General features: G+C 38.4%; 26 protein-coding genes. 17 read left to right on the top strand and 9 right to left on the bottom strand.

Features of this window, described 5'->3' with window-relative positions:
• Nucleotides 1-153 precede the first annotated feature (153 nt).
• From HYX58_05340 to HYX58_05330, 3 genes are all read left to right on the top strand, one after another.
• Nucleotides 154-921 carry a hypothetical protein gene (locus HYX58_05340; protein ID MBI2775403.1) on the top strand — a complete coding sequence of 256 codons (768 nt, stop codon included), beginning with the start codon at nucleotides 154-156 and terminating at the stop codon, nucleotides 919-921.
• 19 nt (nucleotides 922-940) lie between these two features.
• Complete coding sequence (locus HYX58_05335; protein ID MBI2775402.1) at nucleotides 941-1,645, top strand: hypothetical protein; 705 nt, start codon at nucleotides 941-943, stop codon at nucleotides 1,643-1,645.
• A 129-nt stretch (nucleotides 1,646-1,774) separates the two neighbouring features.
• On the top strand, nucleotides 1,775-3,322 hold the full coding sequence (locus HYX58_05330; GenBank protein ID MBI2775401.1) for an ankyrin repeat domain-containing protein: 1,548 nt from the start codon (nucleotides 1,775-1,777) through the stop codon (nucleotides 3,320-3,322).
• 49 nt (nucleotides 3,323-3,371) lie between these two features.
• On the opposite strand, the gene HYX58_05325 is transcribed toward HYX58_05330, so the two are convergent.
• Both HYX58_05325 and HYX58_05320 read right to left on the bottom strand, forming a co-directional pair.
• The gene (locus HYX58_05325) at nucleotides 3,372-4,478 is read right to left on the bottom strand and encodes a hypothetical protein (GenBank protein MBI2775400.1); all 1,107 of its coding nucleotides are present in this window, start codon (nucleotides 4,476-4,478) and stop codon (nucleotides 3,372-3,374) included.
• Nucleotides 4,479-4,621: 143 nt separating this feature from the next.
• On the bottom strand, nucleotides 4,622-5,716 hold the full coding sequence (locus HYX58_05320; protein ID MBI2775399.1) for a hypothetical protein: 1,095 nt from the start codon (nucleotides 5,714-5,716) through the stop codon (nucleotides 4,622-4,624).
• Nucleotides 5,717-5,845: 129 nt separating this feature from the next.
• Between HYX58_05320 and HYX58_05315 the strand changes: the two genes are divergently transcribed.
• The 5 genes from HYX58_05315 to HYX58_05295 all read left to right on the top strand — a co-directional run bounded on the left by HYX58_05315 (nucleotide 5,846) and on the right by HYX58_05295 (nucleotide 8,766).
• Nucleotides 5,846-6,616 (top strand): triosephosphate isomerase, encoded by a 771-nt coding sequence (locus HYX58_05315; protein ID MBI2775398.1) that lies wholly within the window; start codon nucleotides 5,846-5,848, stop codon nucleotides 6,614-6,616.
• 26 nt (nucleotides 6,617-6,642) lie between these two features.
• On the top strand, nucleotides 6,643-6,936 hold the full coding sequence (gene secG / locus HYX58_05310; GenBank protein MBI2775397.1) for a preprotein translocase subunit SecG: 294 nt from the start codon (nucleotides 6,643-6,645) through the stop codon (nucleotides 6,934-6,936).
• A 33-nt stretch (nucleotides 6,937-6,969) separates the two neighbouring features.
• Complete coding sequence (locus HYX58_05305) at nucleotides 6,970-7,746, top strand: ABC transporter permease (protein ID MBI2775396.1); 777 nt, start codon at nucleotides 6,970-6,972, stop codon at nucleotides 7,744-7,746.
• A gap of 110 nt (nucleotides 7,747-7,856) precedes the next feature.
• The gene (locus HYX58_05300) at nucleotides 7,857-8,003 is read left to right on the top strand and encodes a hypothetical protein (GenBank protein ID MBI2775395.1); all 147 of its coding nucleotides are present in this window, start codon (nucleotides 7,857-7,859) and stop codon (nucleotides 8,001-8,003) included.
• Nucleotides 7,996-8,766 (top strand): ATP-binding cassette domain-containing protein, encoded by a 771-nt coding sequence (locus HYX58_05295; protein ID MBI2775394.1) that lies wholly within the window; start codon nucleotides 7,996-7,998, stop codon nucleotides 8,764-8,766. The genes HYX58_05300 and HYX58_05295 overlap by 8 nt, the downstream gene beginning before the upstream one ends.
• A 53-nt stretch (nucleotides 8,767-8,819) precedes the next feature.
• Here the strand turns inward: HYX58_05295 and HYX58_05290 are convergent, their stop codons facing one another.
• The 4 genes from HYX58_05290 to ruvX all read right to left on the bottom strand — a co-directional run bounded on the left by HYX58_05290 (nucleotide 8,820) and on the right by ruvX (nucleotide 10,746).
• A complete protein-coding gene (locus tag HYX58_05290; protein ID MBI2775393.1) occupies nucleotides 8,820-9,020 on the bottom strand; it encodes a hypothetical protein in 201 nt (66 codons plus the stop codon).
• A gap of 14 nt (nucleotides 9,021-9,034) precedes the next feature.
• Nucleotides 9,035-9,232, bottom strand: a complete 198-nt coding sequence (locus HYX58_05285; GenBank protein ID MBI2775392.1) for a hypothetical protein — start codon at nucleotides 9,230-9,232, stop codon at nucleotides 9,035-9,037.
• Nucleotides 9,233-9,311: 79 nt separating this feature from the next.
• On the bottom strand, nucleotides 9,312-10,034 hold the full coding sequence (gene tsaB, locus HYX58_05280; protein MBI2775391.1) for a tRNA (adenosine(37)-N6)-threonylcarbamoyltransferase complex dimerization subunit type 1 TsaB: 723 nt from the start codon (nucleotides 10,032-10,034) through the stop codon (nucleotides 9,312-9,314).
• A 301-nt stretch (nucleotides 10,035-10,335) separates the two neighbouring features.
• A complete protein-coding gene (gene ruvX / locus HYX58_05275) occupies nucleotides 10,336-10,746 on the bottom strand; it encodes a Holliday junction resolvase RuvX (protein MBI2775390.1) in 411 nt (136 codons plus the stop codon).
• Between the two features lie 102 nt (nucleotides 10,747-10,848).
• Between ruvX and HYX58_05270 the strand changes: the two genes are divergently transcribed.
• The 4 genes from HYX58_05270 (at nucleotide 10,849) to HYX58_05255 (ending at nucleotide 16,347) form a co-directional block, all read left to right on the top strand.
• Nucleotides 10,849-12,171 (top strand): sodium:alanine symporter family protein, encoded by a 1,323-nt coding sequence (locus HYX58_05270; GenBank protein ID MBI2775389.1) that lies wholly within the window; start codon nucleotides 10,849-10,851, stop codon nucleotides 12,169-12,171.
• Between the two features lie 144 nt (nucleotides 12,172-12,315).
• Nucleotides 12,316-14,205 carry a hypothetical protein gene (locus HYX58_05265; protein ID MBI2775388.1) on the top strand — a complete coding sequence of 630 codons (1,890 nt, stop codon included), beginning with the start codon at nucleotides 12,316-12,318 and terminating at the stop codon, nucleotides 14,203-14,205.
• Nucleotides 14,206-14,278: 73 nt separating this feature from the next.
• On the top strand, nucleotides 14,279-15,727 hold the full coding sequence (locus HYX58_05260) for a UDP-N-acetylmuramoyl-L-alanyl-D-glutamate--2,6-diaminopimelate ligase (GenBank protein MBI2775387.1): 1,449 nt from the start codon (nucleotides 14,279-14,281) through the stop codon (nucleotides 15,725-15,727).
• The gene (locus HYX58_05255) at nucleotides 15,724-16,347 is read left to right on the top strand and encodes a cyclase family protein (protein ID MBI2775386.1); all 624 of its coding nucleotides are present in this window, start codon (nucleotides 15,724-15,726) and stop codon (nucleotides 16,345-16,347) included. Before HYX58_05260 ends, HYX58_05255 begins: the two co-directional genes overlap by 4 nt.
• Nucleotide 16,348: 1 nt before the next feature.
• On the opposite strand, the gene HYX58_05250 is transcribed toward HYX58_05255, so the two are convergent.
• Nucleotides 16,349-16,897: a DJ-1/PfpI family protein gene (locus HYX58_05250; GenBank protein ID MBI2775385.1), complete on the bottom strand. Its 549-nt coding sequence runs from the start codon at nucleotides 16,895-16,897 to the stop codon at nucleotides 16,349-16,351.
• Between the two features lie 36 nt (nucleotides 16,898-16,933).
• Nucleotides 16,934-17,941, bottom strand: a complete 1,008-nt coding sequence (locus HYX58_05245) for a hypothetical protein (GenBank protein ID MBI2775384.1) — start codon at nucleotides 17,939-17,941, stop codon at nucleotides 16,934-16,936.
• 153 nt (nucleotides 17,942-18,094) lie between these two features.
• On the opposite strand from HYX58_05245, the gene HYX58_05240 reads away from it, so the two are divergent.
• The 4 genes from HYX58_05240 to HYX58_05225 all read left to right on the top strand — a co-directional run bounded on the left by HYX58_05240 (nucleotide 18,095) and on the right by HYX58_05225 (nucleotide 21,300).
• Nucleotides 18,095-18,436: a hypothetical protein gene (locus HYX58_05240; protein MBI2775383.1), complete on the top strand. Its 342-nt coding sequence runs from the start codon at nucleotides 18,095-18,097 to the stop codon at nucleotides 18,434-18,436.
• A 151-nt stretch (nucleotides 18,437-18,587) separates the two neighbouring features.
• The gene (locus tag HYX58_05235; protein ID MBI2775382.1) at nucleotides 18,588-19,082 is read left to right on the top strand and encodes a hypothetical protein; all 495 of its coding nucleotides are present in this window, start codon (nucleotides 18,588-18,590) and stop codon (nucleotides 19,080-19,082) included.
• An 89-nt stretch (nucleotides 19,083-19,171) separates the two neighbouring features.
• Nucleotides 19,172-20,659, top strand: coding sequence for a hypothetical protein (locus tag HYX58_05230; protein MBI2775381.1), 1,488 nt, complete (start codon nucleotides 19,172-19,174; stop codon nucleotides 20,657-20,659).
• 56 nt (nucleotides 20,660-20,715) lie between these two features.
• Nucleotides 20,716-21,300: a hypothetical protein gene (locus HYX58_05225; GenBank protein ID MBI2775380.1), complete on the top strand. Its 585-nt coding sequence runs from the start codon at nucleotides 20,716-20,718 to the stop codon at nucleotides 21,298-21,300.
• 9 nt (nucleotides 21,301-21,309) lie between these two features.
• Here the strand turns inward: HYX58_05225 and HYX58_05220 are convergent, their stop codons facing one another.
• Nucleotides 21,310-22,854: a hypothetical protein gene (locus HYX58_05220; GenBank protein ID MBI2775379.1), complete on the bottom strand. Its 1,545-nt coding sequence runs from the start codon at nucleotides 22,852-22,854 to the stop codon at nucleotides 21,310-21,312.
• A gap of 116 nt (nucleotides 22,855-22,970) precedes the next feature.
• Between HYX58_05220 and HYX58_05215 the strand changes: the two genes are divergently transcribed.
• A complete protein-coding gene (locus HYX58_05215; GenBank protein ID MBI2775378.1) occupies nucleotides 22,971-23,483 on the top strand; it encodes an HIT domain-containing protein in 513 nt (170 codons plus the stop codon).
• Nucleotides 23,484-23,521 lie beyond the last annotated feature (38 nt).

The raw sequence follows: 23,521 nt of genomic DNA, 5'->3' as shown, positions 1-23,521 counted from the left end.
TCACGCTTTTACTATTATGTATCGAAAATGTTGACCTAGTATATGAAAATAGAGGTATTATATTTCTAGGTCTAATGTCTGGTTTATTTTTTTTATAAAGTATGGTTTGCTGAAATTTGTAATTTGGCAATGATATAATAAGGGAGAAAGTAGATGAATAAATATAAAGTGATCGTGCTGATGTTGTTAGCTACTAAAAGCTTAACGGCTGGCGAAATGGAAATGGGAAATAATGTTTTACGAGCTACGTTCAAAGATATTTCTGAAAAAATTAGAGAGCAAGATTTTTCTCAAGTAAAGAAAATTTTGGATAACCTTCAAGAAACGAGCGGTATATCAAAGAAGGCAGATCTAGAAAAACGTGGGCTAACGAGCTTTCAATATTTGACCGAATCTTTGATAGGGATGGTTCGCAGATACCAGAATAATCAGGCTCGGGGTATAGCTGAGAAAATAATATACAAATTAATTGTTCTTGGCGCTGATATTCAATATGAAGATGCAACTGTTGAGGGTAAAAAAACGGGTATTACTTTATTAGATAAAGCGCTCTTTTTTGAAGAGCCAAGAATTTTTAATGCTCTTCTAACGGGAGCTCGAGAATCGCTTTCACCGGCCGCCTTTAATGCTTTGATGAATAAAAAAAATATATACGATGGCAAAACAGTAATGCATTTTGCTGTTGCATGCCATGATTCTAATGGTGCATTGTTAGTTCCTTCCATATGTGCTGATGTCTATATGTTCCTTGTAAAAGAAGGAGCTCGCCAAGATATTCCTGACGCGAATGGTGAAACGGCTGTCGCTCTAAGAGAACGAATAATAAGAGAACGGTCCCAAAAAACTGAAACAGGCAAGATGCATTACGCTTTAATGTCGTTAAGAGTGAATCTTGATGCATTGGCAGCGAGAATAAAATAAAAATTATTAAGGAATAACGATGAAAAGAACACTATTAGCAATTATATTTTTATTTTTTGTTACAAATTCTTTTGCAGTAGACAAGCAAGATATAATTACCACCCTAGGGCAGATTAAAAACGCTACTATGCGCGGAGAATTTGATACAAAAAAATTGGATATAATTCGAGGCGCTGTCGAATCATTGAGGAATTACGGAATCAATTCGGATGCTGATCTTGAAAAATATGTAACACCGGCAGATTTTAATATTTTGCATGATGCTTTAAAAATGATCGTGCTGAAAGATTATGCAAATCAACGAGAATTCGATAACGCGAAATCTATAATGAGCTCGCTTGTGGCTTTGGGTGGTAAAATTGAACAAGTAAATGCTAATAAGCAAACTCTGCTTCACCAGCTCGTACAGAAAGATGAACCAGTTGCTTTGGATATGGTAATCGCAGTTTCTAAAATTGCTCAACGAGATCTTCCTAAGGAAGAGTTTGATCAGTTTATCAATGCTGTTGATAATCAGGGGAAAACTGCACTTGATTATGTGACCGAATGCAGAACTAATGCAAACAAAATAATGGATAAAGATTTGTGCAATGCAATGAGCAAAGAATTAAAAAAAATGGGCGCTCAATTGGGTTCTCGTGTAATCAGCGATGATATGGCAGGAGGACTGCGTAGTTTGGTTGGTAAACTTACCGGATTAAGAACAGCTCTTCTTGGTCGATAATTTTTTTTAACATAGATTAAAAAATAAAAGCGCTAGGTAATCTTGCCGGGCGCTTTATTTTTTGGGTAATTTTATTCTAATGCCGCTCCAAAACTCGGGCATTTTCTGTGTAAATAAAAAAGGAATACGATGAAAATACAGTTGATTATCTTTTTAATATTTTCGCATCTTTCGCTTAATGCGATGGGGCCCCATTATGAGGTGTTAGATACTCTGCGGGCGATAGTTAGTGATATTGCCCCAGCGCAAGGAGCTGAGAAAAATTATGATGCTGCATTTAAGGAATTGCAAAAACTGGGTGATGAAAAAATAATTAGTGGCATTAGTAGTTCGCGGTTGTATCCTTCTCTTGACGGCATTCAAGTGAATTTAAAAACACTTAATCTGATGCAAGACATTGGCCAAATACCTAATATCGCCAAAGTGATTTTGGAGCTTTCAAAAGAAAAATTGCCAAACGAAAAGATAAACTTTTTGCTCGAATTTTTTATTAAAGCTAATGCCCCTATTGGGCGCGATAGTTTCGGGCGGGGACCAGTTCATTATGCAATTTTGAATAGTAATGAACAGCTATTGGATGTTTTACTCAATATTTCCCCAGAAGTGCTTAGTTATTTAACACCAAAATTAACCAAAAAACAATTAATTGATAGCGCAGACAATCGTTTAGAAGCGCCATTGATGTACGCAGCAAGAGGGATTAAAAAACCTGATGGTTCTTTGGACGTTGCAGGCACCTTAAGAATAATTGAAAAACTCATCGCTGCGGGTGCCAGGGTGAACGAAAAAAATGATGACGGTAAAACTGCTTATGAATTGGCAAGCAAAGTAATCATTAATCAAGCAGATGTCCCAGAATGGAACGAAGTACTTCAGCTTCTGAGTGTGCCGCTTGAAAAGGGAACTTCATTTCAAGAATTCGTTAAGTTTGAAAAAGCTATTCAAGATGGAAACTGGATCGTTGCTCGCGCGCTGTATGAACAATTTCCTGATCTGCTAGAAAAAGCGGTTTTTTTGGCTCCGCAGAATCAAAAAGAATTGGTAAAAAGTTTTATCGCTTCGACTCCAGCAAGAGTCATTGAAATTGCTGATCCAGAATCTGCTAATTATCAAGCGGCCGTGCGTCTTTTCAAAAATATTTTGACAGAGCAAAAAAATCAGTTGGGCCTCGCTTTTATCGATCAGCAAAATGCCGAGGGAAAAACATTATTAATGATGGCGATAGAAAATGGGAAAGCAGATATTATTGATATTCTTTTGGATGCCGGCGCCCGTACTGATTTGCTCGATAAAAATGGTAGAACGCCACTTATTTTAGCAACTTTGATTGCAGATAAAAGCAATGATAAGAAACTTCGTGCACTTGCTTTAGAGATTCTTGAAAAGATAGCAGCACGTTCAAAACAATTGCTTACAAAAGTTGATGCATATGATAAAGCTCCATTTGATTATGCGCTTGAAAATGATGATGCCCAAATCGTAGAAATACTGGTAAAAAATGGTTTGAATGCAACTGCCACAATGCTTAGTGAAGCAGCTCATAAGAAAAAGAAAAATATAGCATTATATTTAAGTATGTTATTAGGCAAAAACGCGCCAGCTCAAAAAGATTTGGGATTAAAAGATTCGCTTGATCAACTCGCTTTATCGCTCCAGGCATTAGCGCAGAAATTATAACAAACTACTTGGGATTAATTGCGAGAAAACAATGAACATGAAAATTATTTTAATTATCATCTGCACCTAGTTTTTTGCTTAACCATTCGTTTTCTTGTAAAATTCCTTGAATTTCATATCTGATAGTTTCGATATTGGGGTCGGCTTTTACAAGCATAGGGAATTTATCAAGTTCGCTGCAGAATGTTTTAAAAGTCGGCGCTACTTGGAGGCTTCGATATGTTTTTGCTCCGTCACGAATAAGCGATAAAAACCCGATAGCGCTTAGCGTAATTTTTTCCTGAATATCGCTCTGATTTTTTTGAAAAAAGAAAGCACCGGATTCGTTTTTTGCTTGCTCAAAATCAAAAATTACTAAATTATTAGTTTTAATATTTATGGCTAGATTCATTTTAAGATCCCATGTTGGTCCTTTAATCATTAAAGTAAGAAGATCTTTTACTGATTGTTCAGAAAGATCGGCTACATAGTCAGGATTATTTTTAAGAAGTGCGAGGGTGTTTAATTTTTTTTGAACAACAAAACAATTTTCATCATGCGGCCCTTCCTCTATTGGATCTCTTCCTGGTATTGGTGCGAGATACGATTCGAGCAATTCAATTGTTTTGATGTTTTCAGCCTCTAAAATATTCTTATAAAGTTGATAGTAGGCGATTGAACTAGGTGTTTGGTATGTTCTTGGAGCTTCATTTGGAACTGTCCAATCTTGTGTTGTTTTTTTTAATGTAAACCACCGCCGATACGGGCAAGCAAATTTAACAAACCACATCTCTTTTTCAAAAAAAACTGGCAATACCGCATTGTCTTTTGCTTGATTAACAAATTTTTTTCTACTAAGGAATTGGTTGAAAAAATCTCTTTCTTCTTGAGGGGGCATTTTATTTAGATCAAAACTTTTATTGAGAGGAATCGCTTCGTGCAGGAAAGGTGTGTTTTCTTTTGCCCATTCATCAACAAAAACTTGCAATTTTTCAGGCATCTTATCGCACACACTATATAAATTCGATCCATCGATGAGAGTGCCTTTAATTGTTCTGTAGTTTTTGTGATTTTGAGCAATAAAGTGCGCGAGAGTTTTGGGGGCCTTCTCTTCCATCGCATTCGCATTAAGCGAAAAACAAAATGCGATCAAGGCAGATAGAAATAGGTGGGGCATTATGATTCCATTGTTAAACGATAATTTTGCCTATTAATAGTACTGAGATGTATTAAAAAAACTATTGTTTATTAAGGCTTTAAAAAAAATAAGCGCTATGGAATTTTCCAAGCGCTTATTTTTAGGAGTCGAGTAGTTAGAATTTATTGTATTGTTGGTAAGGCATCTTCTAATTGTTTGATATGCCCAGCATTGAATTCTTTATTTTTGAACTCTGGTGTTTCATGAACTAAATTTCGAATTTTAGTAATTTGATCTTGAGTAATGAACACTTTATCTTGTTTTTCGTGTTCTGCTTTAGTTTGCGCAGCTTTTGCATCTTTAAATAATTTTGCAAAGCCTTCAATCGCGCATACCTTATAATAGTTTACGATATCTTTATCATCAGTGCCGAATTTATGAGCACCTCTATTACTTGCTTGTTCCCAATCTACGTAGCCAAGCATCGTACCATCTTCATTGATGCGAAGATTGCTATAAGCATCCCAGCATGGTGCTTCAACAATTATCGGATACGCATTAGCGATTGCTTCAGGGCTGAGGTTTGAGATTTTTGCAAGATTGTTTTTAAGCAAATCAAAACCTTTTTGCTCATCTTGCACTACAATGCTATTTGCATCGCAAGCATATTTGGAAATATCGCTTCGTCCAGGAACTTGAACAAGTCTCGTATAAGGAGCATCAAATTTTGCGATACCATTTTTTTTCATTGTTTCTTGCGCGCGCCTAAAATGTTCAACTTGGCTCACCGTTTGAAATGTGTCAACTCGGTTTAAAGCTTCGCTAATTTTATCAAGCTCCCACCCATAATAATCATTTGTATTTGGCTTTTTATTGGAATGAAGAAGATTTATTGCTCTGATGCCGGGGCTTGTTAAATGGAAATATTTGGTTTCGCCATTGAGTTGAGCAGGTATAACAATATTATGATTTCCGACCGAGGTGAGTTGTTCGTCATCTAATAATTTTTTGATTTTTGACCCCGCATTTTTTAATTCTGCAAGGTTCAGACACATTTCTTCATTTGTTGGTACTAATTTTTGAAGCAGTTCTTTGTGTTGATTTACCCATTCTTTTACTGCAATTTCATCCTCTTGGGACATTCTTTGCTGCAAACTATAAATATTTTCTGGGGTAACTTTCTTGTTATCTACCTGTTTGCTTTGAGGGATCTCCATAGCTAAACCAATGTTGAAAGCAAAAAATAAAGAAATGAGACTTAGATTAAAAAATTTCATATTTTCTCCTATTGTTGTTCTTATTAATAGATTATCAAATATTGCTTATTTGTCAATTTTATAAATTGGATTTTTTGTGAGCGAACTGCTATTTTTGCCCAATACGGCTATTGCAAAAAAAGGAAAAATATGAAGCAGAATGCTGCGCGGATTGTTGTCGCAAATTGGAAAATGTATCTTTCATATAATGAAGCTAAAGATCGAATAGAAAAAAATGCGGACACTTTGCAGGAATTATCTGATTTCGTTAATTGCAAAACGGTTATTTGTCCTTCTGCAGAAAGTTTAGCTGTTATACATTCAGCGCTCCAAAAAACAAATCTACTTCTTGGGGCACAAACATGCTCTTCATTTACTTCCGGTGCGTATACTGGCCAAATTTCGGCACGTTCACTCGCAGAAATTGGATGCAGCTATTGTATTATAGCGCACAGCGAAGAAAGGGCGCGAACGCACGAAAACGATCAACTCCTGCAGAATAAAATTGAGCAAGCGATTGCCAATAATCTGATACCGATTTTTTGCATTGGCGAAACCAAAGAGCAGTTTAATGCAGGATCGGTGCACGATATTCTTGAGCATCAATTACGCCCTGTTTTGGCCGCGCTGCAAAAGATAGAAGCCGGAAAAACCATCTATATTGCTTATGAACCAGTTTGGGCGATAGGTACCGGAAAAATCCCGCAAGCAGATTATATTCAAACTGTTTTTGAGCGTTTAGATGCTTTTTTTGTTTCTTTGTCAGCCCAGTATGCAATTGGCTTTTTGTATGGCGGGAGCGTTGATGAAGGAAATGCTGGCAAGTTCTGGAAAATCGCATTGTTGCGGGGACTCCTTATTGGTAAAGCGAGTACCGATTTTCAAACGCTCAAAAAAATAGTATTATCGTCTGTAGAATAACTTTCATTACCGGTTTGAGGTTTTTTATGATTTTTGGTTTGCTCGTTTCCCTTTACATTGTTTGTTGCCTATTTTTAATGCTTTTGGTTCTCATACAAAAGGGCAAGGGCAGCATGGGTCTTGGTAACTTGGGCGGCGGTACACAACTTCTTTTTGGTGGTTCTGGCGGCCAAGATATGTTTCAAAAAATGACCTGGGTGCTTGGTGCGATTTTCATGGGCGGCTCACTTTTCCTCTCGCTTTACAAAGCAAGTGAAATTCGCTCAGCCCGCTATTTGACCGGTGCACAATCGGTAACTTGGCAGCAACCATCGTTATAATTATCCCTTTTTGCTGATGAGTTTGGATCGTGCATGGCCTTTATAAAGGTAGTTGACGATATTGGCCGGTACGTGCTCAATGTTTGCAATCGATTTGGTTCGTTTATTATTTTTTTTGCTGTGTGCGCAAAAACATTATTTACTACGCGCCTGAGGATTGGAAAAACGTTTGCCCAAATGCAAACGATCGGCGTGGATTCGCTTAGCATTGTCGTCCTTACGGGAACGTTTGGCGGTGCGGTAATCGCATTCCAAACCTATATTGGATTTAAACGATTTGGCGGCCAGGAGTTTATGGGGCCGATCGTTGCACTTTCTCTTTCAAGAGAACTTGCGCCGGTGCTTACCGGATTAATGGTAACCGGCAGAGCCGGTTCTGCTATCGCTGCAGAAATTGGCACCATGCGGATTACGGAACAAATTGACGCACTTCGTACTCTATGCATTAACACGTGGCAATATTTAGTGGTGCCCCGCATTGTTGCAAGCACTCTGATGCTCCCGTTTCTTACGCTGTTTGCTTTTGTGTTTGGTACATTGGGCGGCTATGCAATTGCGGTGTATGTGCTGGGACTCAATGGGGATCAATACTTGAACGGTATTGCGCGGCATTTGCAACTGCAAGATATTGTAAAAGGGCTATTTAAATCGAGTATCTTTGGACTCATTCTTGCATGGGTTGGTGCATACAAAGGGTATAATACAAAAGGCGGAGCGCGAGGCGTTGGCCGCGCAACGACACAAAGTGTGGTTGTCGCATCGATAATGATTTTGATTGCAAACTATTTCTTGACCGCATTTTTATTTTGATCCCTCGATACACCCAGGCTTCGCTTCAGCTTCGCCGGGCACTCGGGACGAGCGGCCCGGAAAGTAGTTTAATATAGAATTTCACAAAACACTCACCATGAGCGGGATTCATGATAGAAATAATGGTTCGATACAATTTCTTGCAAAGCTCGAAATCACTCACCATGAGCGGAATAAAGCAGATTTTTTTCTTGCCGCTCGTCCTGAGTGAACGCATAGCGTTTGTATCGAAGGATGAGAAAGGCAGTCGTGATTGAAATTAAAAACTTGCGCAAAGAATTTGACGGTCGCCTCATTACGCGCGGCGTTAATTTAAAAATTCCAGATCATCAAATGACTGTTATTATTGGTCGCTCAGGCGAAGGCAAATCGGTTCTGCTTAAGCAAATTATTGGGTTGATCGCACCCACTTCCGGCGCAATTGTTGTTGATGGGCGGGATATTACACAAATTGATGGTGAACAATTAGAGTCGGTTTTTAAAGAGTTTGGGTACGTTTTTCAGTTTGCAGCATTGCTTGATTCGTTGAACGTTTTTGAAAACATCGGCATTTCATTGCTTGAAGCGGGAATTCCGGTTGAACAGGTGTTGCCGATTGTTCGAGAAAAATTAGGGTTGGTTAATTTGCCCCAAGATGTACTTTATAAATATCCTTCAGAGCTTTCTGGCGGTATGAAAAAGCGTGTTGGTTTGGCCCGCACCCTTATAATGCAACCAAAAGTAATTCTTTATGACGAACCAACTACTGGGCTTGATCCTGTTACTTCACGCGTTATTCATGAACTGATGTACGATATGCAATGCCGCCTTTCTATTACTTCGATCGTTATTTCGCACGATGTGGAAATATTTAAATTTGCGGATAACGTTGCACTCTTGCATGAAGGCGAGATTCGTTATTTTGGAGACGCAAAAACAATTTGGGATTGTGATAATCCCTATGTTTATCAATTCATTCGCGGGCTCTCTTTGGGGCCGATCGCCACTGAAATTCCCGGCGCTAACCAAAATGAAGATTGAAACGTTTTTCCAAAATAAAACGTACTGAAAAAACTAAAACCGTGATTTTAATCTTAGCTAAAAAAAGCAATGAAGTGAGCAATTACCGCAAAAGCAATAAGCAGCCAGCCAATAAATGGTGGCACAAAAGAATGACCTTTTTTATAATGCTGAAGTAAAACCGCGAGCCCAAATCCTGCAGCCAAATGGGTTATGTTTGCAAAAATAATGTGATGACCAAAAAAAGACATTATTTTTAAATGAATCTCAGACATAAAACACCTCGTTTTTAGGCAAATGGAAGAATATGAGCAGCGAGTGAAATTGCTAAAAGTACCCAACCAACAACTGGTGGTAAAAATGCGTTTCCTTGCACATAATATTGCAAGAGCAATGCAAGGCCAAATCCACCTGCAAAGTGAATTGTATGCCCGAGCATCACGTGATGCGAAAAGTAATTAACCGCTTTTTTATATAATTTATGCATTTTCTTGCACCCTTTTTTTATCTACTACGATTTTAAAATAGTAAAAAGAGGGGCGATAATGCAATAATAGTTTTTCGCTTTAGAGAGCTTTTTTGTACTGAGCTTCTTTTAAATAAAGTGGGAGTGCTTGTTCGATGATGAATTCTTTTCTTTGCCATGAAAAAAACGCTTGGCGAGCAATAGATTGCAATGAGGGATACATTGGTTCTGTTTCGATCGTGCTTCCTTTAAACTGTGAATCGATTTTTTCTTTAAAAAGTAACGCGCCGTTACCCATAAAGCGCCAGCTTTGCGCACCTTTTTTTGCGATTCGTGATAAAACATCGTCTATTGGAGCGCATCCAATTTCTAAATTTGTATCTGGCAGTTCAATCGCATAATAAACATCGTTATTAAACGCATTTAATAAAAACGCATTTGCTGGAAAACTTGAAGAGCTTTGTGCTTGCGCGAAGGTGCGCAAACCATCGACGCCTACAAGTTTAATGCCGGAACTGAAAGCGATGCCATTCATGGTTGCAAGGGCAACACGCAGTGAAGTAAAGGGGGCCGGGCCCAGATTTATTGCAATAAACGGGAGGTTTGCTAGTAAAAGATCGTGCTCTTTAAGAAGTGCATCAATAGTATCAATTAATAAGTTGCTTGAAGTTTTTTCAAGCTGTTTAATTGCAAGCTGTTGCTGATCGAGATAAATTCCAACCTCGAGTGAGGTGTACGTAGCTTGCACGGCTAAGAAAAATAAACTCATTCTATTTTCGGTTTTTACACTTTTGTTGCTGATGGAAGATGCTAAACGCATCATATTCGAGTGTTTTTTCTTTTTTGGCAATTACCTTGCCACAATTTAAACACTTCCATCCTTCAAAATTTAAAAAATGATCAAAAAAAGATTGCAGAACCATAAGCCCTGCGCATTTTTTGCACCGCATAACCACTCCTTTTTTTATCCCATCTATTTTCTTGAGGAAAACCAACGGGAACCCTCAGCAATACCAACTTTTTTAAATGGTATGCTGCCGGATGCTTGCTTCGATTACTTTCGTTCTTTTTTTATCAGCATATCACATTAGTATAACAAATTGAGTATTTTAGGAACTCTTTTTTTATATATTTTTCTGGTATTGCAAATAATCGAGATAGGACTGCAAAATAAACGCTGCGGCGATTGCGTGCCGATGTAGTTTTTCTTCTTTATTGCGAACTGGTTTTAGTTCTGCTGCCTGTTTGCTCGTTAATCGTTCGTCCCATAAGATAAAACTTATCTCAGGAAACGTTTTTTCCAATTTTTCTTTCATTACACGCACTTTAGTCGTTTGCTCACTTTCTCGCGCTCTGAGCGTTATCGGTAGCCCAATAATAATTGTTTTAATAGATTCTTTTGCAATTATTTGGATGAGTGTCTTATTTAATGCAGTGGTAGCAACAGCCTGATCTGGCTTTGCCGTGTATAAAAGAGAATCGGAAATAGCGATGCCAGTCCATTGGTCGCCAAGATCAAGAGCTAGTAATTTCATTTTTTAGGATCGCTTTATAATGGATAAAAAAATTCTTGCGTTATAGACTGCACAATCAATAACCTACACCGATGTTAGTTTAGAAACAAGGAGACTTTCTCAGTGGATATCAATAGCAGTATAGCATATATCAACGATTATTTATGGAATTGGCCGCTCATATTTTTTATTTTTTTTGCGGCTACAACCATAACGGTAGCTTGCCGGTTTGTTCAATTCAGGCATTTCTTTACCGCCTGGCGCCTCACTCTCAAGCGAGAAATGAACCGCAGTAAGGGCGATATGACCCCGCTTGAAGCACTTTTTAATGCACTCAGCATTAGTACCGGAAATGGGAGTATTGCCGGAATGGCCACGGCGGTCGCTTCTGGCGGCCCGGGCGCTGCATTATGGGTTTTTATTTTTGGCTTTTTAGGAATGGGGCTACGATTTGCGGAAGTTTTTTTAGGTTCTTATTTTAAACCTGAGCATCAAGCAGATTTAACAGTCGGTGGCCCGATGATCTATTTACAGCGGCTTCCATTAGGGCATTTTTTTTCGCGTATGTATGCATTTTTGCTCCTTTTTCTTGGCCTTGCAGCAAGCGCTGGCATGCAATCAAATTCGATGTGCGTGGGATGCGTTTATCTTTTTGGTGTTCCGGCTTGGTTGGTAGGCTTAGTTTTATTCGGCTTCGCGCTTTATGTAATTACCGGTGGCGCGGAGCGCATTGTTAACATCGTCGATGCGGTGGTTCCTTTTAAAGTGTTGGCTTTCTTTAGCACGGCGCTTGTGATTATTGTTTATCATTATGATAAATTACTGCCGGCTCTTTCGCTTATTATTCGATCTGGATTCAGTTCAGCGGCCATTGCGGGAGGAGCTGCCGGATTTGGTGTGCAGCAAGCGATGCGGTACGGTTTTTCTCGTTCGATTAACGCCTCAGAAGCGGGCCTGGGTTCTGCTGCGGTATTTTTTGGCGGCACCAACATTGCCGAGCCAAGAAAAAACGGTATTTTATCTATGCTCAGTGTTTTCATGAGCGCAAATCTTGTATGCTTTTTGGTAGCTTTAATTATTGTAATGACCGGTGTCGTTAACTCTGGCCAAACAGGATTGGCGCTCACTATCGCTGCGTATGAAACAGTTTTTGGATCTTTGGGCGGATTAATTGTTACGATTCTATCGCTTGTTTTTGGGCTTGGTGTGATGATTTCATATGCGTATGTTTCTCTTTCTTGTTGGTTATTTGTTACCAACGGTAGATTTGAACGCGTTTTTAAAATTCTTTTTCCACTTTCCGCATTTTTCGGTGCGATTAGTAAGGTCGAATTAGTATGGAATTTGAGCGACCTGGTAAATGCCGGATTATTGGTGATTAATATTTCGGGAATTTTGTGTTTATTGCCGATTATTGCAAAAGAGATGCGAAAATCCACCCATTAACTTCTCATTAGCCGCATTAATTAAATCTCTTTTTTAACAAAAATCTGCCATTCGCTGATTTTTGCATGAAAAGATGCTTTTGTTCATTTCCTCCAATTGATTTTGGTATTATATATTTTAAATAATACTTTAAATGGGGTGGCAATGAAGAGAATAATTAAGATCTTAATTACGGTGTGCACATTTTTAGTTTGCACTATTAAGCCAATGGGTGTGCAGCAACAACAATCATTTAATTGTCCATTAACTACGCCCATAACCGTTACTCTTTCTTCGATGGCCGTTACGTCCAAGGGAATGATAGAGTTTAAAAGTGTCCCAGAAAAGCGCCAGTTAGTAACACAAGAAGAAAAGAGTAGATTTTTAGCATTATTGAATGCAATACCTGCATGGCGCCAAAGACGTAAGAATCAAACATCATTCGATTTAGGAATATCAGATCTTTCTCTCCGTTATTTAATGGAAAATGCTGAAATTTTATCGAACATAAAAAAGTTTGAAGAAAAAATACATTTCATAAATTCGCCCTATCATTTGACGATGCTGCTTCAAGATGTGGCAACGCTCGGATTAAATAATCTGGCAGAAATTATTGCGCGCGTTCTTGCACAAAAGATAACCGGGGATGCAAATCTTAATCTTTTTATGAATAAGGGAGATTTAGATTTTGATGAATTATATACCTATTTTAATTCACTAAATAAACATAGCACAGAGCTTAGTTCGGTTAACGATTATTTAAGAAATGCACTTGCTGCTATGTATCAGTATTCGTTTGGGAATATTTCTTCTCGGATTTTTTCTTTTAAAACAAATAACTCAATTTCTTCGCTTGCAGTTGATACTAAAAAAGGGTGGCTCGCTGCAAGTAATGATGCAAATGAATTGAAATTGTGGCAATTGAGTGATGGTAAGCTGTTGGCAACTGAAAATATTAAAATAAAAAATTTAATTTCTCTCGTATTCAACCCGGAAAGTACAAGGATCATGGGTGCTTACGGCGCGAAAATTTATGAATATTCCGTTCCTGAGTTAAAGGCAACACACGAAATTGGAGAAGATCAAGATATTAACCGAATTGCATTCTCGCCGAAGAATCCTTTCCTGGCTATCGCAGGCGGTAAAGATGGGAAAATGCTTAGTTTGAAAACAGGAAAAAAATCATATATTGAAAAACTAGAAAACAAATCCCTTTTTAGTATTGGCTATAATAAATCTGGCTCTTCACTTGTTGCTGCCGGATCCTCCGCTATTTGGCTGTATAAAGGTGCAATAAAAGGCGAAGAAATAAAGCTGTCGCCGAATGCATTTGCTTTTGATCCGGTAAATAGCCTCGCCTTTGGCACAAATGAAGATCATTTATTTGCAGGAACAAAAGACGGAATTATTGCGCGTATTAATTTGCTTACTAAGAAAGCTGCGGCGGTTTCTCGTCATGAAGCTTCGATTAAAACAATAATCGTGGATGAGAAACGCAGCTTACTTATTTCAGGAGATACGGATGGGTTAGTAAAGGTTTGGCGCATAGCACAAAGAACTCTGCAGCTTAAAAAAAGCTTTAAGTTTAACGGATCAATTAATGCGCTAGCATTGAGTTCCGATAATAATTATCTTTTTATTGGTACAGCTAAAGATGGCATTCGTGTTGTTGATATGCGGGTCGTAATGGACCAACTTTCACCTCTTAATATGATTTACTTTATCTATATAGCCCGGAAAATGGGTGTTGCGCAAAAAGGCGGAATGCTTGAAATCGGTGAGAAGGCTGTAGACTTTTACAACGAAAATATTCCTGCATTTATTCGTAATTCTCTCAATGCACAATTTGTTCCTTTACGAGTTTCAACGTCTGAGCAAATGCAAGTCACAAAAACTAATAAAGAAGAAGAATCTCCCGAAATAAAACCTATTGAGCATAAACCCATAAGTATTTATGAAAGAATGCTTAAATGGTTTAGTTTGCGCAAAGAACAAGCAGAGAAAAGAGAAGCGATAAAAAAACATGCAGAAAGCCAACTTGAGCAGCTTGATTGAGTGAAATGTCTTCGCGACAAACGAATAATGCGTTAGAATTGTTTTCATAATTAACTTATTTTTCAGGATTTTTATGAAAACGCAGGGCATTTTACCATTTATCTTTCCCGTTGCATGCCATACCAATAATGTTGGTGGATCTTCTATTTTTGTAGCCGTTAAAGGTATGAAAGATGATGGGGTTAATCATATTCCTGAAGCATTATCACGCGGTGCACGCATTATCGTTGTTGCGCATGATGCGCACATTTCAGATGAAATTCAATGTTTGATTCAAAAATCACAAGCACTTTTATTGCGCACCGATAATCCACGCCGCGCGCTTGCCCAATTGAGTGCGCATGCGCTAAATTATCCTGCGCATGCGTTGAAAATAATAGGTATTACGGGCACTAAAGGAAAAACGACCACCGCATTTTTGCTTGCGCATCTTTTGCGCAGTGCAGGAAAGAAAGTTGCGCTGCTTAGTTCTGTGCATAATATGATCGATGCTGAAATTCTTCCAACCGAACTTACAACGCAACATCCTGATTATTTGCACGTGTTTTTTGATGCGTGCAAAAAAAACAATATTGAATATGTCGTGATGGAAACCGCTGCGCAAGCATTTTCGCTCGATCGTGTTTTTGATTTATTTTTTGATGGCGTTATATTTACGAATTTCTCAAAAGAGCATGCGGAATTTTATCCAAATCAGGAATCGTATTTCGAGGCAAAATGCCAGATTTTTGCGCAATCCAAAAAAAATGCACCAGTTTTTATAAATGCTGATGATGCGCATTACGAAGAACTTAAAAAAAAATGTGCTGCTGCGCAATCGTTTTCTTTGCGTACGGAGAGCTTGATCAAGGGTGAAATTATTTCAAACGATTGGAATGGCCTGAAATTAAAAATTGTGCTTGATGGCAAAGATTATCAATTTCTTTGCCCGGCGCTTTTGGGCGAATTTAATGCGTATAATATTTTGGCAGCAATAAGTATGGCTCATCGTATTGGTATTGATGCTGAAACTATTTTTAAAACATGCATATCGTTTAACGGAGTTCCTGGGCGGCTTGAATTGTATAAACTTCCAAACGGTGCACGCGGCATTATTGATAAAGCGCATAATGCATCTTCATTTGAGGCGGTGCTTTCTGCGTTGCGTCCATTAACAAATAAATTAATCGTTGTATTTGGTGCGGGCGGCGATCGTGATGCAACAAAGCGACCATTTATGGGCGCGATTGCAAGTAATTATGCCGATTTAGTAATTATCACTTCAGATAATCCTCGATCAGAAAAATTGGCTACCATTATTGGACAAATTATGGCCGGGATTGATGAACAAAAATTAAACAAAACTATTATTATTGAAAATCGCGAAAAAGCAATTCTGCACGCATATGCAAATTCTTCGAGCGGCTCGATTATTGCGTTGCTTGGTAAAGGGCCAGACGAATATGAATTAGTGAGCGGCGTAAAAACTTATTTTAGTGAGCGATCTATTTTACAATCGCTCCCCATAAAGGAAACGTTGTGAATATTATCGATATTAGTTGGCCAATAATTGCTGGCATGACCGAATATAAAAACCGCGCGAGCGTGCAAATAAAGAAATTAAAATCTGTTGTACATGACCGAATTGCAGAATCTGAAATTTGTTTGCATAGCCACACCGGCACACATATCGATGCGCCATCTCATTTTTTAAACGATGGTAAAACCATAGAAAACGTATCGCTTGACTCGTTGGTTGGTAGCTGCCGCGTCATTGATTTAATGCATGTTAAAGATGCAATTACGCGAAGTGATATTGAAACTCACGAAATTAAAAATGGCGAGCGAATTTTATTGAAAACAAAAAATAGTGAGCATTCTTTTACAGAGCCGTTTGATGCATCATTTATTTATCTTGCTGCAGATGCTGCTCGTTTTTTAATAGATAAAAAAATAAAAACAATCGGTATCGATTATTTAGGAATTGAGCGCGCCCAACCCAAACATGATACGCATGAATCTCTGATGAAAGCGGATATCACGATTATTGAAGGTTTGCGTTTAGAGCACGTACCGGCAGGAAATTATGAACTTTATTGCTTGCCACTTTTAATGCCCGGAATCGATGCAGCTCCCGCTCGCGCGATCTTAATGAAGCGATAAGCTACTGCAATTCTTTTTTAGTGAGCACACGAATTATGCCTTGCGCAAAATCTTTTGCATCTTCGGGGCCTGCTGCTGTAACTATCAACCCATCGGTAACAATCTTTTTTTCTTCTTGGTAATCTACGCCGTGCAATTTGTATATAACGCCCAAAGCGTTATCGCCGTTCCATCCGGTAGCTTTTTTACCAGTGAGTGCGCCAGCTTTTGCAAGAATTCGCGTAGAAATGCAAATCGCTCCATAGGGAGCATCGCTGTGTTTTGCTTGCGTGATCAAATGGGCTGTTGTGGAATTATCCAAACATTCAAGCGCGCCTGAACCACCAATTAAAAAAATACCATCATATTGGTTGCCATCAAGTTGGTCGATTGTTGTATCGACCGGTGCAGTTGAATTGTCGGTCGCGATTGCGCCGCCAGCTCGATCGCTTGCGGTGAGTACTTTTACACCTTGTGCCTCAAGCTGTTTTTTCGTTTCCAGATATTCAATTGGCTGGAATCCTTCACTCGCGATAATCAATACTACTTTTTTATCTTTTACTACGTTCATTACTCATCCTTAGGTGTCATAAAACTTGGCGTCATCTTAGTTTGTTGAAGATTGGTTGTCAATGGAGCGGGATTTAAGCGAATTGATTCGTACCTTTTGATTAAGAATCGATAACTCTACTTGATACGCAGGATATGAAATCGTCTCATAAGTGATCGATGAATTTGTTGGAATGAAAGATGCGCATGCATTTGGGCCGATGCGCAAAAGTGTGCGATTTTTTGTAAGCCGAACGATATTCGTTTCCTCTTTGCTGAGTGCGGTGCGCAAAATGCCATAGTTGCGCATGAAATTTTTTGGCGCATCGCCGTGCCAATAGGGAAGATGTATATTTTTAATCATGCAGCATTGCGCAAGTCTGGCCACCGTGCTTAGAGTGCAGGTATTTGGCTGGAGGATGATAAGATGATCTATCGTGCTCGTGCCGTATGAACTGATTAAGTGTGATATAAGCGTATACTCCACCCAGCTGATTGTGGAAGCGCGCTTTCCTAATGCGCCAGGATCTATGATGACTGTTTTTTCATTTGCTCGCATGATAGTTAATTCACTTTCATTGCATACTATTTTTTCGATTGACGGTTTGCTTTGTGCACTATATTTGAGCATTGCGGTAAAAAAGATAAGGGTTGTTATAAAACCAGTAATTCGTTTAAGTGGATGATTAAAAAATTTTGAGTGCAGGATGAAAAAAGAAAAAAGAGGCAGAGCCAATAAAACTAATGGATGAATAGTCGGCAGTTCGATGAGCCAAGATGCGCTACCCCATGAAAATACAGTATTTGATAGCTGTGATATTTTTTCTAAGCAGATAATCAAAAAAGAGTTTGGCAGAAAAAAAAGTTCGCTAAAAAAAATGAGAGATGAAAGGAAAAGTAAAATAAAAAGAAATGGATTAAAAATTAAATTACTTACCGGTGTCATAAGGCTAAAGGGAATGCCCCATGCAATGAGCAACGGCAGAGAAGCGAGGTTGAGAAAAAGCTGAACCTCAAGATAAGCAATGAGTGATGAAAAAATGCGATATAAAATTGGGCGAATCATGTTATTTTTTACTCTAGCGTTTTTTTCGGCTTTTGTCATACTTGCAAGGAGTATTAATCATCTGCAAACCCTGATCTGTTGACATTTTTTTGCAAATAGGCTATTATAAAAGGTGTATAATAGGATTGAAATTTGCATATGAGGAGTTGAATTATGAATTATAAAATTATCATGCTTATGGCTGTTCTTATTGTAGGTATGAATGCTTTTGCACAAGAATCTGCCTATCCTTTGCCACATTCTGAACCAATGATCGAAGAATTTGGGGAACTAAAAGTAGAAATCCCAACAGATATTGATAAAGACCTTGAAGAGCTACAAAAGAAACATGCATTAGCTCGCGAAGCAATGGCGCACGAAGAAGTGCCAGGACCAGTTGGCGTTCCAGTGCCTGCAAATGCTCAACCAGCAACCAACCACGATGTTGAGGGCGGAGAAACTGGTGAGCAAGTGCAGCAAACCGAAAACCAAGCAGAAAAAGCTATTAACGGTTAATATCTCGCACTAAAAAATAGTAGAAAGATCGGTTTTTAAACCGATCTTTTTTTATTCTTTTTTTCCTGCATCAAACTAATTCAATCGCATTATTGCTTATCTTTTAAGCAAAGAAGTAAAATAAGGAAAAATGTGATGAGGGGAGATGGGGATGAAAAGGTTATTTAATATATTTTTCTTATTTAGTTTTTGTTGCAGCCTACTTAATGCAGTTAATTTGACCGTCGCCGATATTGAAGCAATAAAAAAAGATCATCGTGATCAAATTAATTCAACTATTAAGGCTGTGCATGATCAGCCTTCTGTGCCGATAAAATTCGAGCAATTACAGCGCCTAGCACTCATACGGACGGGCAATAAAACTATGGACGATTATTTTTTTGAATTAGGTACATGGCTTGGAAATTTATCCTATCAACGCGATGCCTTAACGCTTATTAACCAGACGGGAAAACGGTTACAAGAACTTATTGCACCATTGAAAAAAGCAATCGAAGCACCAACTACTGCCAATGCGACTAAAGTTGCTTTTAGAAATCTTTATAATCAAATAGTAGTGCTTATGCTTGAGTATGCAGATAGATTAAAGGCTGATGGTGCGCTTGAGATTCAACTAGCTCCGATTAAGATTCCTACACTCAGATAATTCGAAGCTATTCACAACTTACTACTTCTATTTTATGATACCACCAAAAACTTAGGATAAGTTTTGGGGTAAATAAAAGGAGGTACGTTATGTCGATCGCTTTATCTCAATCGTCATCTTTTTCATTTCGTGAATTATTAGGGATGAATCTAACGATTCTTTTTGTGTGTGCATTCGCACTGAGAGCTTTATTTTTTTATTCATACGGACAGCATGAACAACGATATTGGCAAGCGGATAGTATGGATTATCATGTATGCGCTGTTGGCATCGCACATGGAACAGGAATGCATCGCGTGGACGATCACAAACCTATTTTTTGGCGCACGCCCGGATACCCTTATTTTATTTCACTTTTCTATAAGTGGTATGGCCTTTTCAGTCCAGCATTTGACGCAAATATGCCAGCACAAAAAGCGGTGGTTTGGGCCCAAATTGCTTTTGCGTCGTTTATCCCACTTTTGATCTTTTTTCTCGCGTTTTTAATAACAGGATCACTGAGTTTAGCGCAAATTGCAGGTTGGATTTTTGCGTTTCATCCGGGATTTGTTTTTGCACCAAGTTATTTATTAACCGAAGCAATAGCGCTTCTTTTCTTTTTTGGATTTCTTAGTTGTTTATTTTCCATAGCTCTGCCGACTAATAAACACTTACAAGAATCGTCGGCACTCTCACGAATTATTGTAGGCGCAATCTTGCTTGGCCTTTATACATGGATGCGCCCCAATGGCGAATTTGTTTCAATTCTTGGATGCATTATCCTCTTATTAAACTCAGTTTCTTGGCCGAAAAAAATAATGCGCAGTGCTCTTTTTTTAGCAGTATTTTTTGCGACACTTTCTCCATGGTATGTTCGTAATCATAATCTTACGGGCCGTTGGTTTTTTTGCCCAATGTCTGGCGCTTATTTGTGTGCATTCTCGGTGCCAAAGTTAATTCGTCGCGCAGCAAACCAACCGCTTGATTTGTGCCTCAAATATATGTTCGTTCAAGCACAAAACGAAACTGCATCGCAAGAAGAAATCTACCGCGCCATTAAATCTCCGTACGTTGTAGCGCGCGAACTTTTTTGTATGCAGTTAGCGCTTCCTTGGATTCAGCAATTTCCTAAATATTTCCTGCTCGATTGGATGACTGAAGTAATTAAATCGACCTTCGATTTATATAGTAGCCAATTGGTTTCTTTGGCAAAAAATACTTTTAAATGGGATCAAATTGAAGAGGTATTGAGTCAAAAAATTGCCGCTTGCTTATATGCAGAATCAATTCCTTGGTGGATGCGCATTACCGCTTGGCTTGAATTTTTCTATGCGATTCTTTTATGGATCGGATTCTTAGCAGGATTTTGGCTTTTTTTTATACGCAATGCGTATGCATTTTTAAAAAAACGTTCGTACGATAATCATATGCTGATGGTGTGGTTGTTATCGGGCATACTAATAGGCGGCCTTCTTTTTATGACCGGGGGTTTTGGATACGCTCGCTTGCGTATGCCAGCCGAACCGCTTCTTGTTATTCTTTCGCTTACCTTTTGGCTATGGATATTTGGAAAAAAACAAGAATATCTTGAAGTTTAATCGTAGAGAAGCATAGATTAAGCATTAGTGGCATATGCAAAAAAATGGGGGATGCTATGAAACTAATGCTTAAAAATAAGAGCACATTTTTTTTATTTTTCTTAATGTTGCCTTGCGATGCCCAACTACATCCTCATATATTAAAAGTGGTTGATGAGCGCCCTGCAGATGGATTTGATCCAAAATCGTATTTAATTACCAGTGATATCGAGCCGATTACTAAAAAAACATTCGCACATCTTTTCTCAACTCAGCCGCCGCTTTCAGTGGTACAAGCATGTTGCAAAACTGAAGAAGGTACGGCTATCGTGCGCTATTATTCTCAATTAAGTTTTGAATCAATATTTAGTAAGCCTGGTAGCCTGAAGGGAATCCACGATTCCTTTAGTTACGGCGCAAAAATAATAGATGGTTCACTGGAAGTGACATCATTTGCAAATTATATTGAGAATATTGGAATCGAGAACTCTTCTGAAACAAAGCAACTTATGAGAAATTGGTATGCGATATATCAACCCAAGAAAAAAAACTGTTGCACGCCAATAAAACTAGCAGCAACAGGTACAACGCTTCTAGGAATGGGAGTTCTGGCGCTTATTTTTAGCAATTGGCAAACTATTGAAAAATGTTGCCCGCAATAATCTGCTTTTTTAATTCGAATTGTTGCTCATAAAAGAACTTAATATATCTGCAAATATAATATCGGTCCCCTGGGCTGGAGCGATTTCCAGGGCCAAATCTTTTTCCTTAATCTTTTTGATGGGAATAGAAGAGCATCGTTCTTTATATAGCTTTGCATAGGGATTATTTGCATAAGAAGGGCGAGACGAATTGGGACTTGTAAGCCAAAGAATCTCTCTTTGATAACTATGACCCAATTGCGTAAATTCTTTGAGGGCATCTAGCAGTTTGCATTGATGGTTAGTCGTCCAAATGCCCGTTGAAGATTGCCTCTCCAGCTCTTTTATTTTTTTTATATTGGCAGCTATCATTGGTACCTGGACGAAATAGAATTCGGGTTTAAAGTGCTTATCCCATTGCTCTAAATGGGGATAGACGTAAGTGGAGGGAAATTTTTCTGCCCATCTAGCGGATTGATAAAGCTGTTTTGTTATCGTGTTCAGATAATATTTTTTAGTGTCTTCATAACATTCAATAGCGACAATGCGGGAAGTATGGGGTATGAATGCGGCGGATTTAATTGAGCATTCAGGAGGCAGCGGAATTTTTTCTTCGCACCTCTTTCCGCTCATATCTATGAGACTAAGTTCTGAGTATCCGTCTTTGAAAAGAAGAATATCGTTCGCCTCACCAAGGCTTACATATTCATTTTCTGCTAATTTTTTTATAACCGGCTCACCATTTGGCGTTAAACTAAAAAGTGTATCTGAATCAATATGAGCTATGGGGATTGGATCACTATCGATAGGATAGAGGTAATACATATTGTCTAAGACTGATATCAATTTATGCGGCATCTCAATGCGCCAAGTAGATACCAATGAATCCGAGTGGTCGGCTTTGCCCAAATAAATATAATCTTTCACATCTCCAAAAAAATATGAAATGAATTTATCTGGCGCAGACTTTTTTAAAGAAGCACCCCACGATTTATTCAAAGGAGGTTTGCAACCTTTCTTGTACGCAGCAGCTAATCGATTATGGTTTGTTCTGTCGCCACATTTCTCTTCAGAAACGACATCCTTATCACGCTTTTCATTTAACGTTAAGCCTAACGCAGTCTGATAAGACCACTCATTTCTTTTGCGGGCAATAGAGGGAATGTGGCATGTGCTGATTGTTTTTAATCCTTCGTATGTTGGCTTGTATACATCTATGAGTCCACCGTTCTGAGGATCTTCTATTTTTGAATCATTTGTTAGAAATGGCTCGAAATTATGCCGTTTCCTAAAGGCGGCGGCGTAAACGTTGTAGTATTCCTTAATCTTGCCATCAGCTGCTTTTAGTTGATCTATCGTACCAATTTTTTCGCTAAGATATTTCTTTTCTTTTTGATCTGAATCTGCAAAAGATTGCAAGATTATTTCTTTAACAATCTCTGGCGGCATGTGCAAAACAATCTTTGCAAAAATATCATCTGAATATGCGGGATGTTGTGTATAATCAAAAGGCTTGGAAGCCTCTTGCGCACAAATGCTTTTTGGCAAGAGTAAAAATAAAATAAAAATAAACATATACTAAATTTTAATAGGTGATGTATGAAAATTTTTGCATAAATCATGCTAGCAGAAAAGCTTTAAATTAGAAATAAATTTATAAATAATTTTATAATAGAAACATTGGAAGATGTATGGAAAAGTTATATTCTCCGTGGCGCAATTCGTATGTCCGCGGCGTACATGGCCAAAAAAAAGAAAATAATGCTGAAGAAAAATGTCCGTTTTGCGAGCAATATGCTGCTAACGACGACGCATACTATGGTATTTTACTCAGAGCAAAGCATCATTTTGTGATGATGAACGCGTATCCTTATTCTGGCGGGCATCTGCTTATTATTTCAAATGAGCACACGCCCGGAATTGAAGAATTGAGCAAAGAATCGCGTGCAGAATTAATGGAATTGGCGTCTTTTGCTACAGCTCTACTTAAAAAAGAACTGAATGCTCAGGGAATAAACCTTGGGGCCAATTTAGGAAAAGCGGCAGGCGCCGGCATTCCTGCCCATTTTCATTTTCACGTACTTCCCCGCTGGGTTGGCGACACTAATTTTTTCCCCTTAATTGGAGAAACAAAGCAAGTGAGTACCGATTTGAAAAAGATTTATGAACAACTACTGCCCGCATTTAGCGGGTTCAAAAATTAACGAATCGACTTCGAGACGGTCTCGACGCCAAAAATGGT

It is taken from the genome of Candidatus Dependentiae bacterium, assembly GCA_016191325.1.
Classification (GTDB): Bacteria; Babelota; Babeliae; order Babelales; family JACPOV01; genus JACPOV01.
Note: the sequence above shows the minus strand (reverse complement) of the source record. Positions and strands in the feature narration are given on the sequence as shown.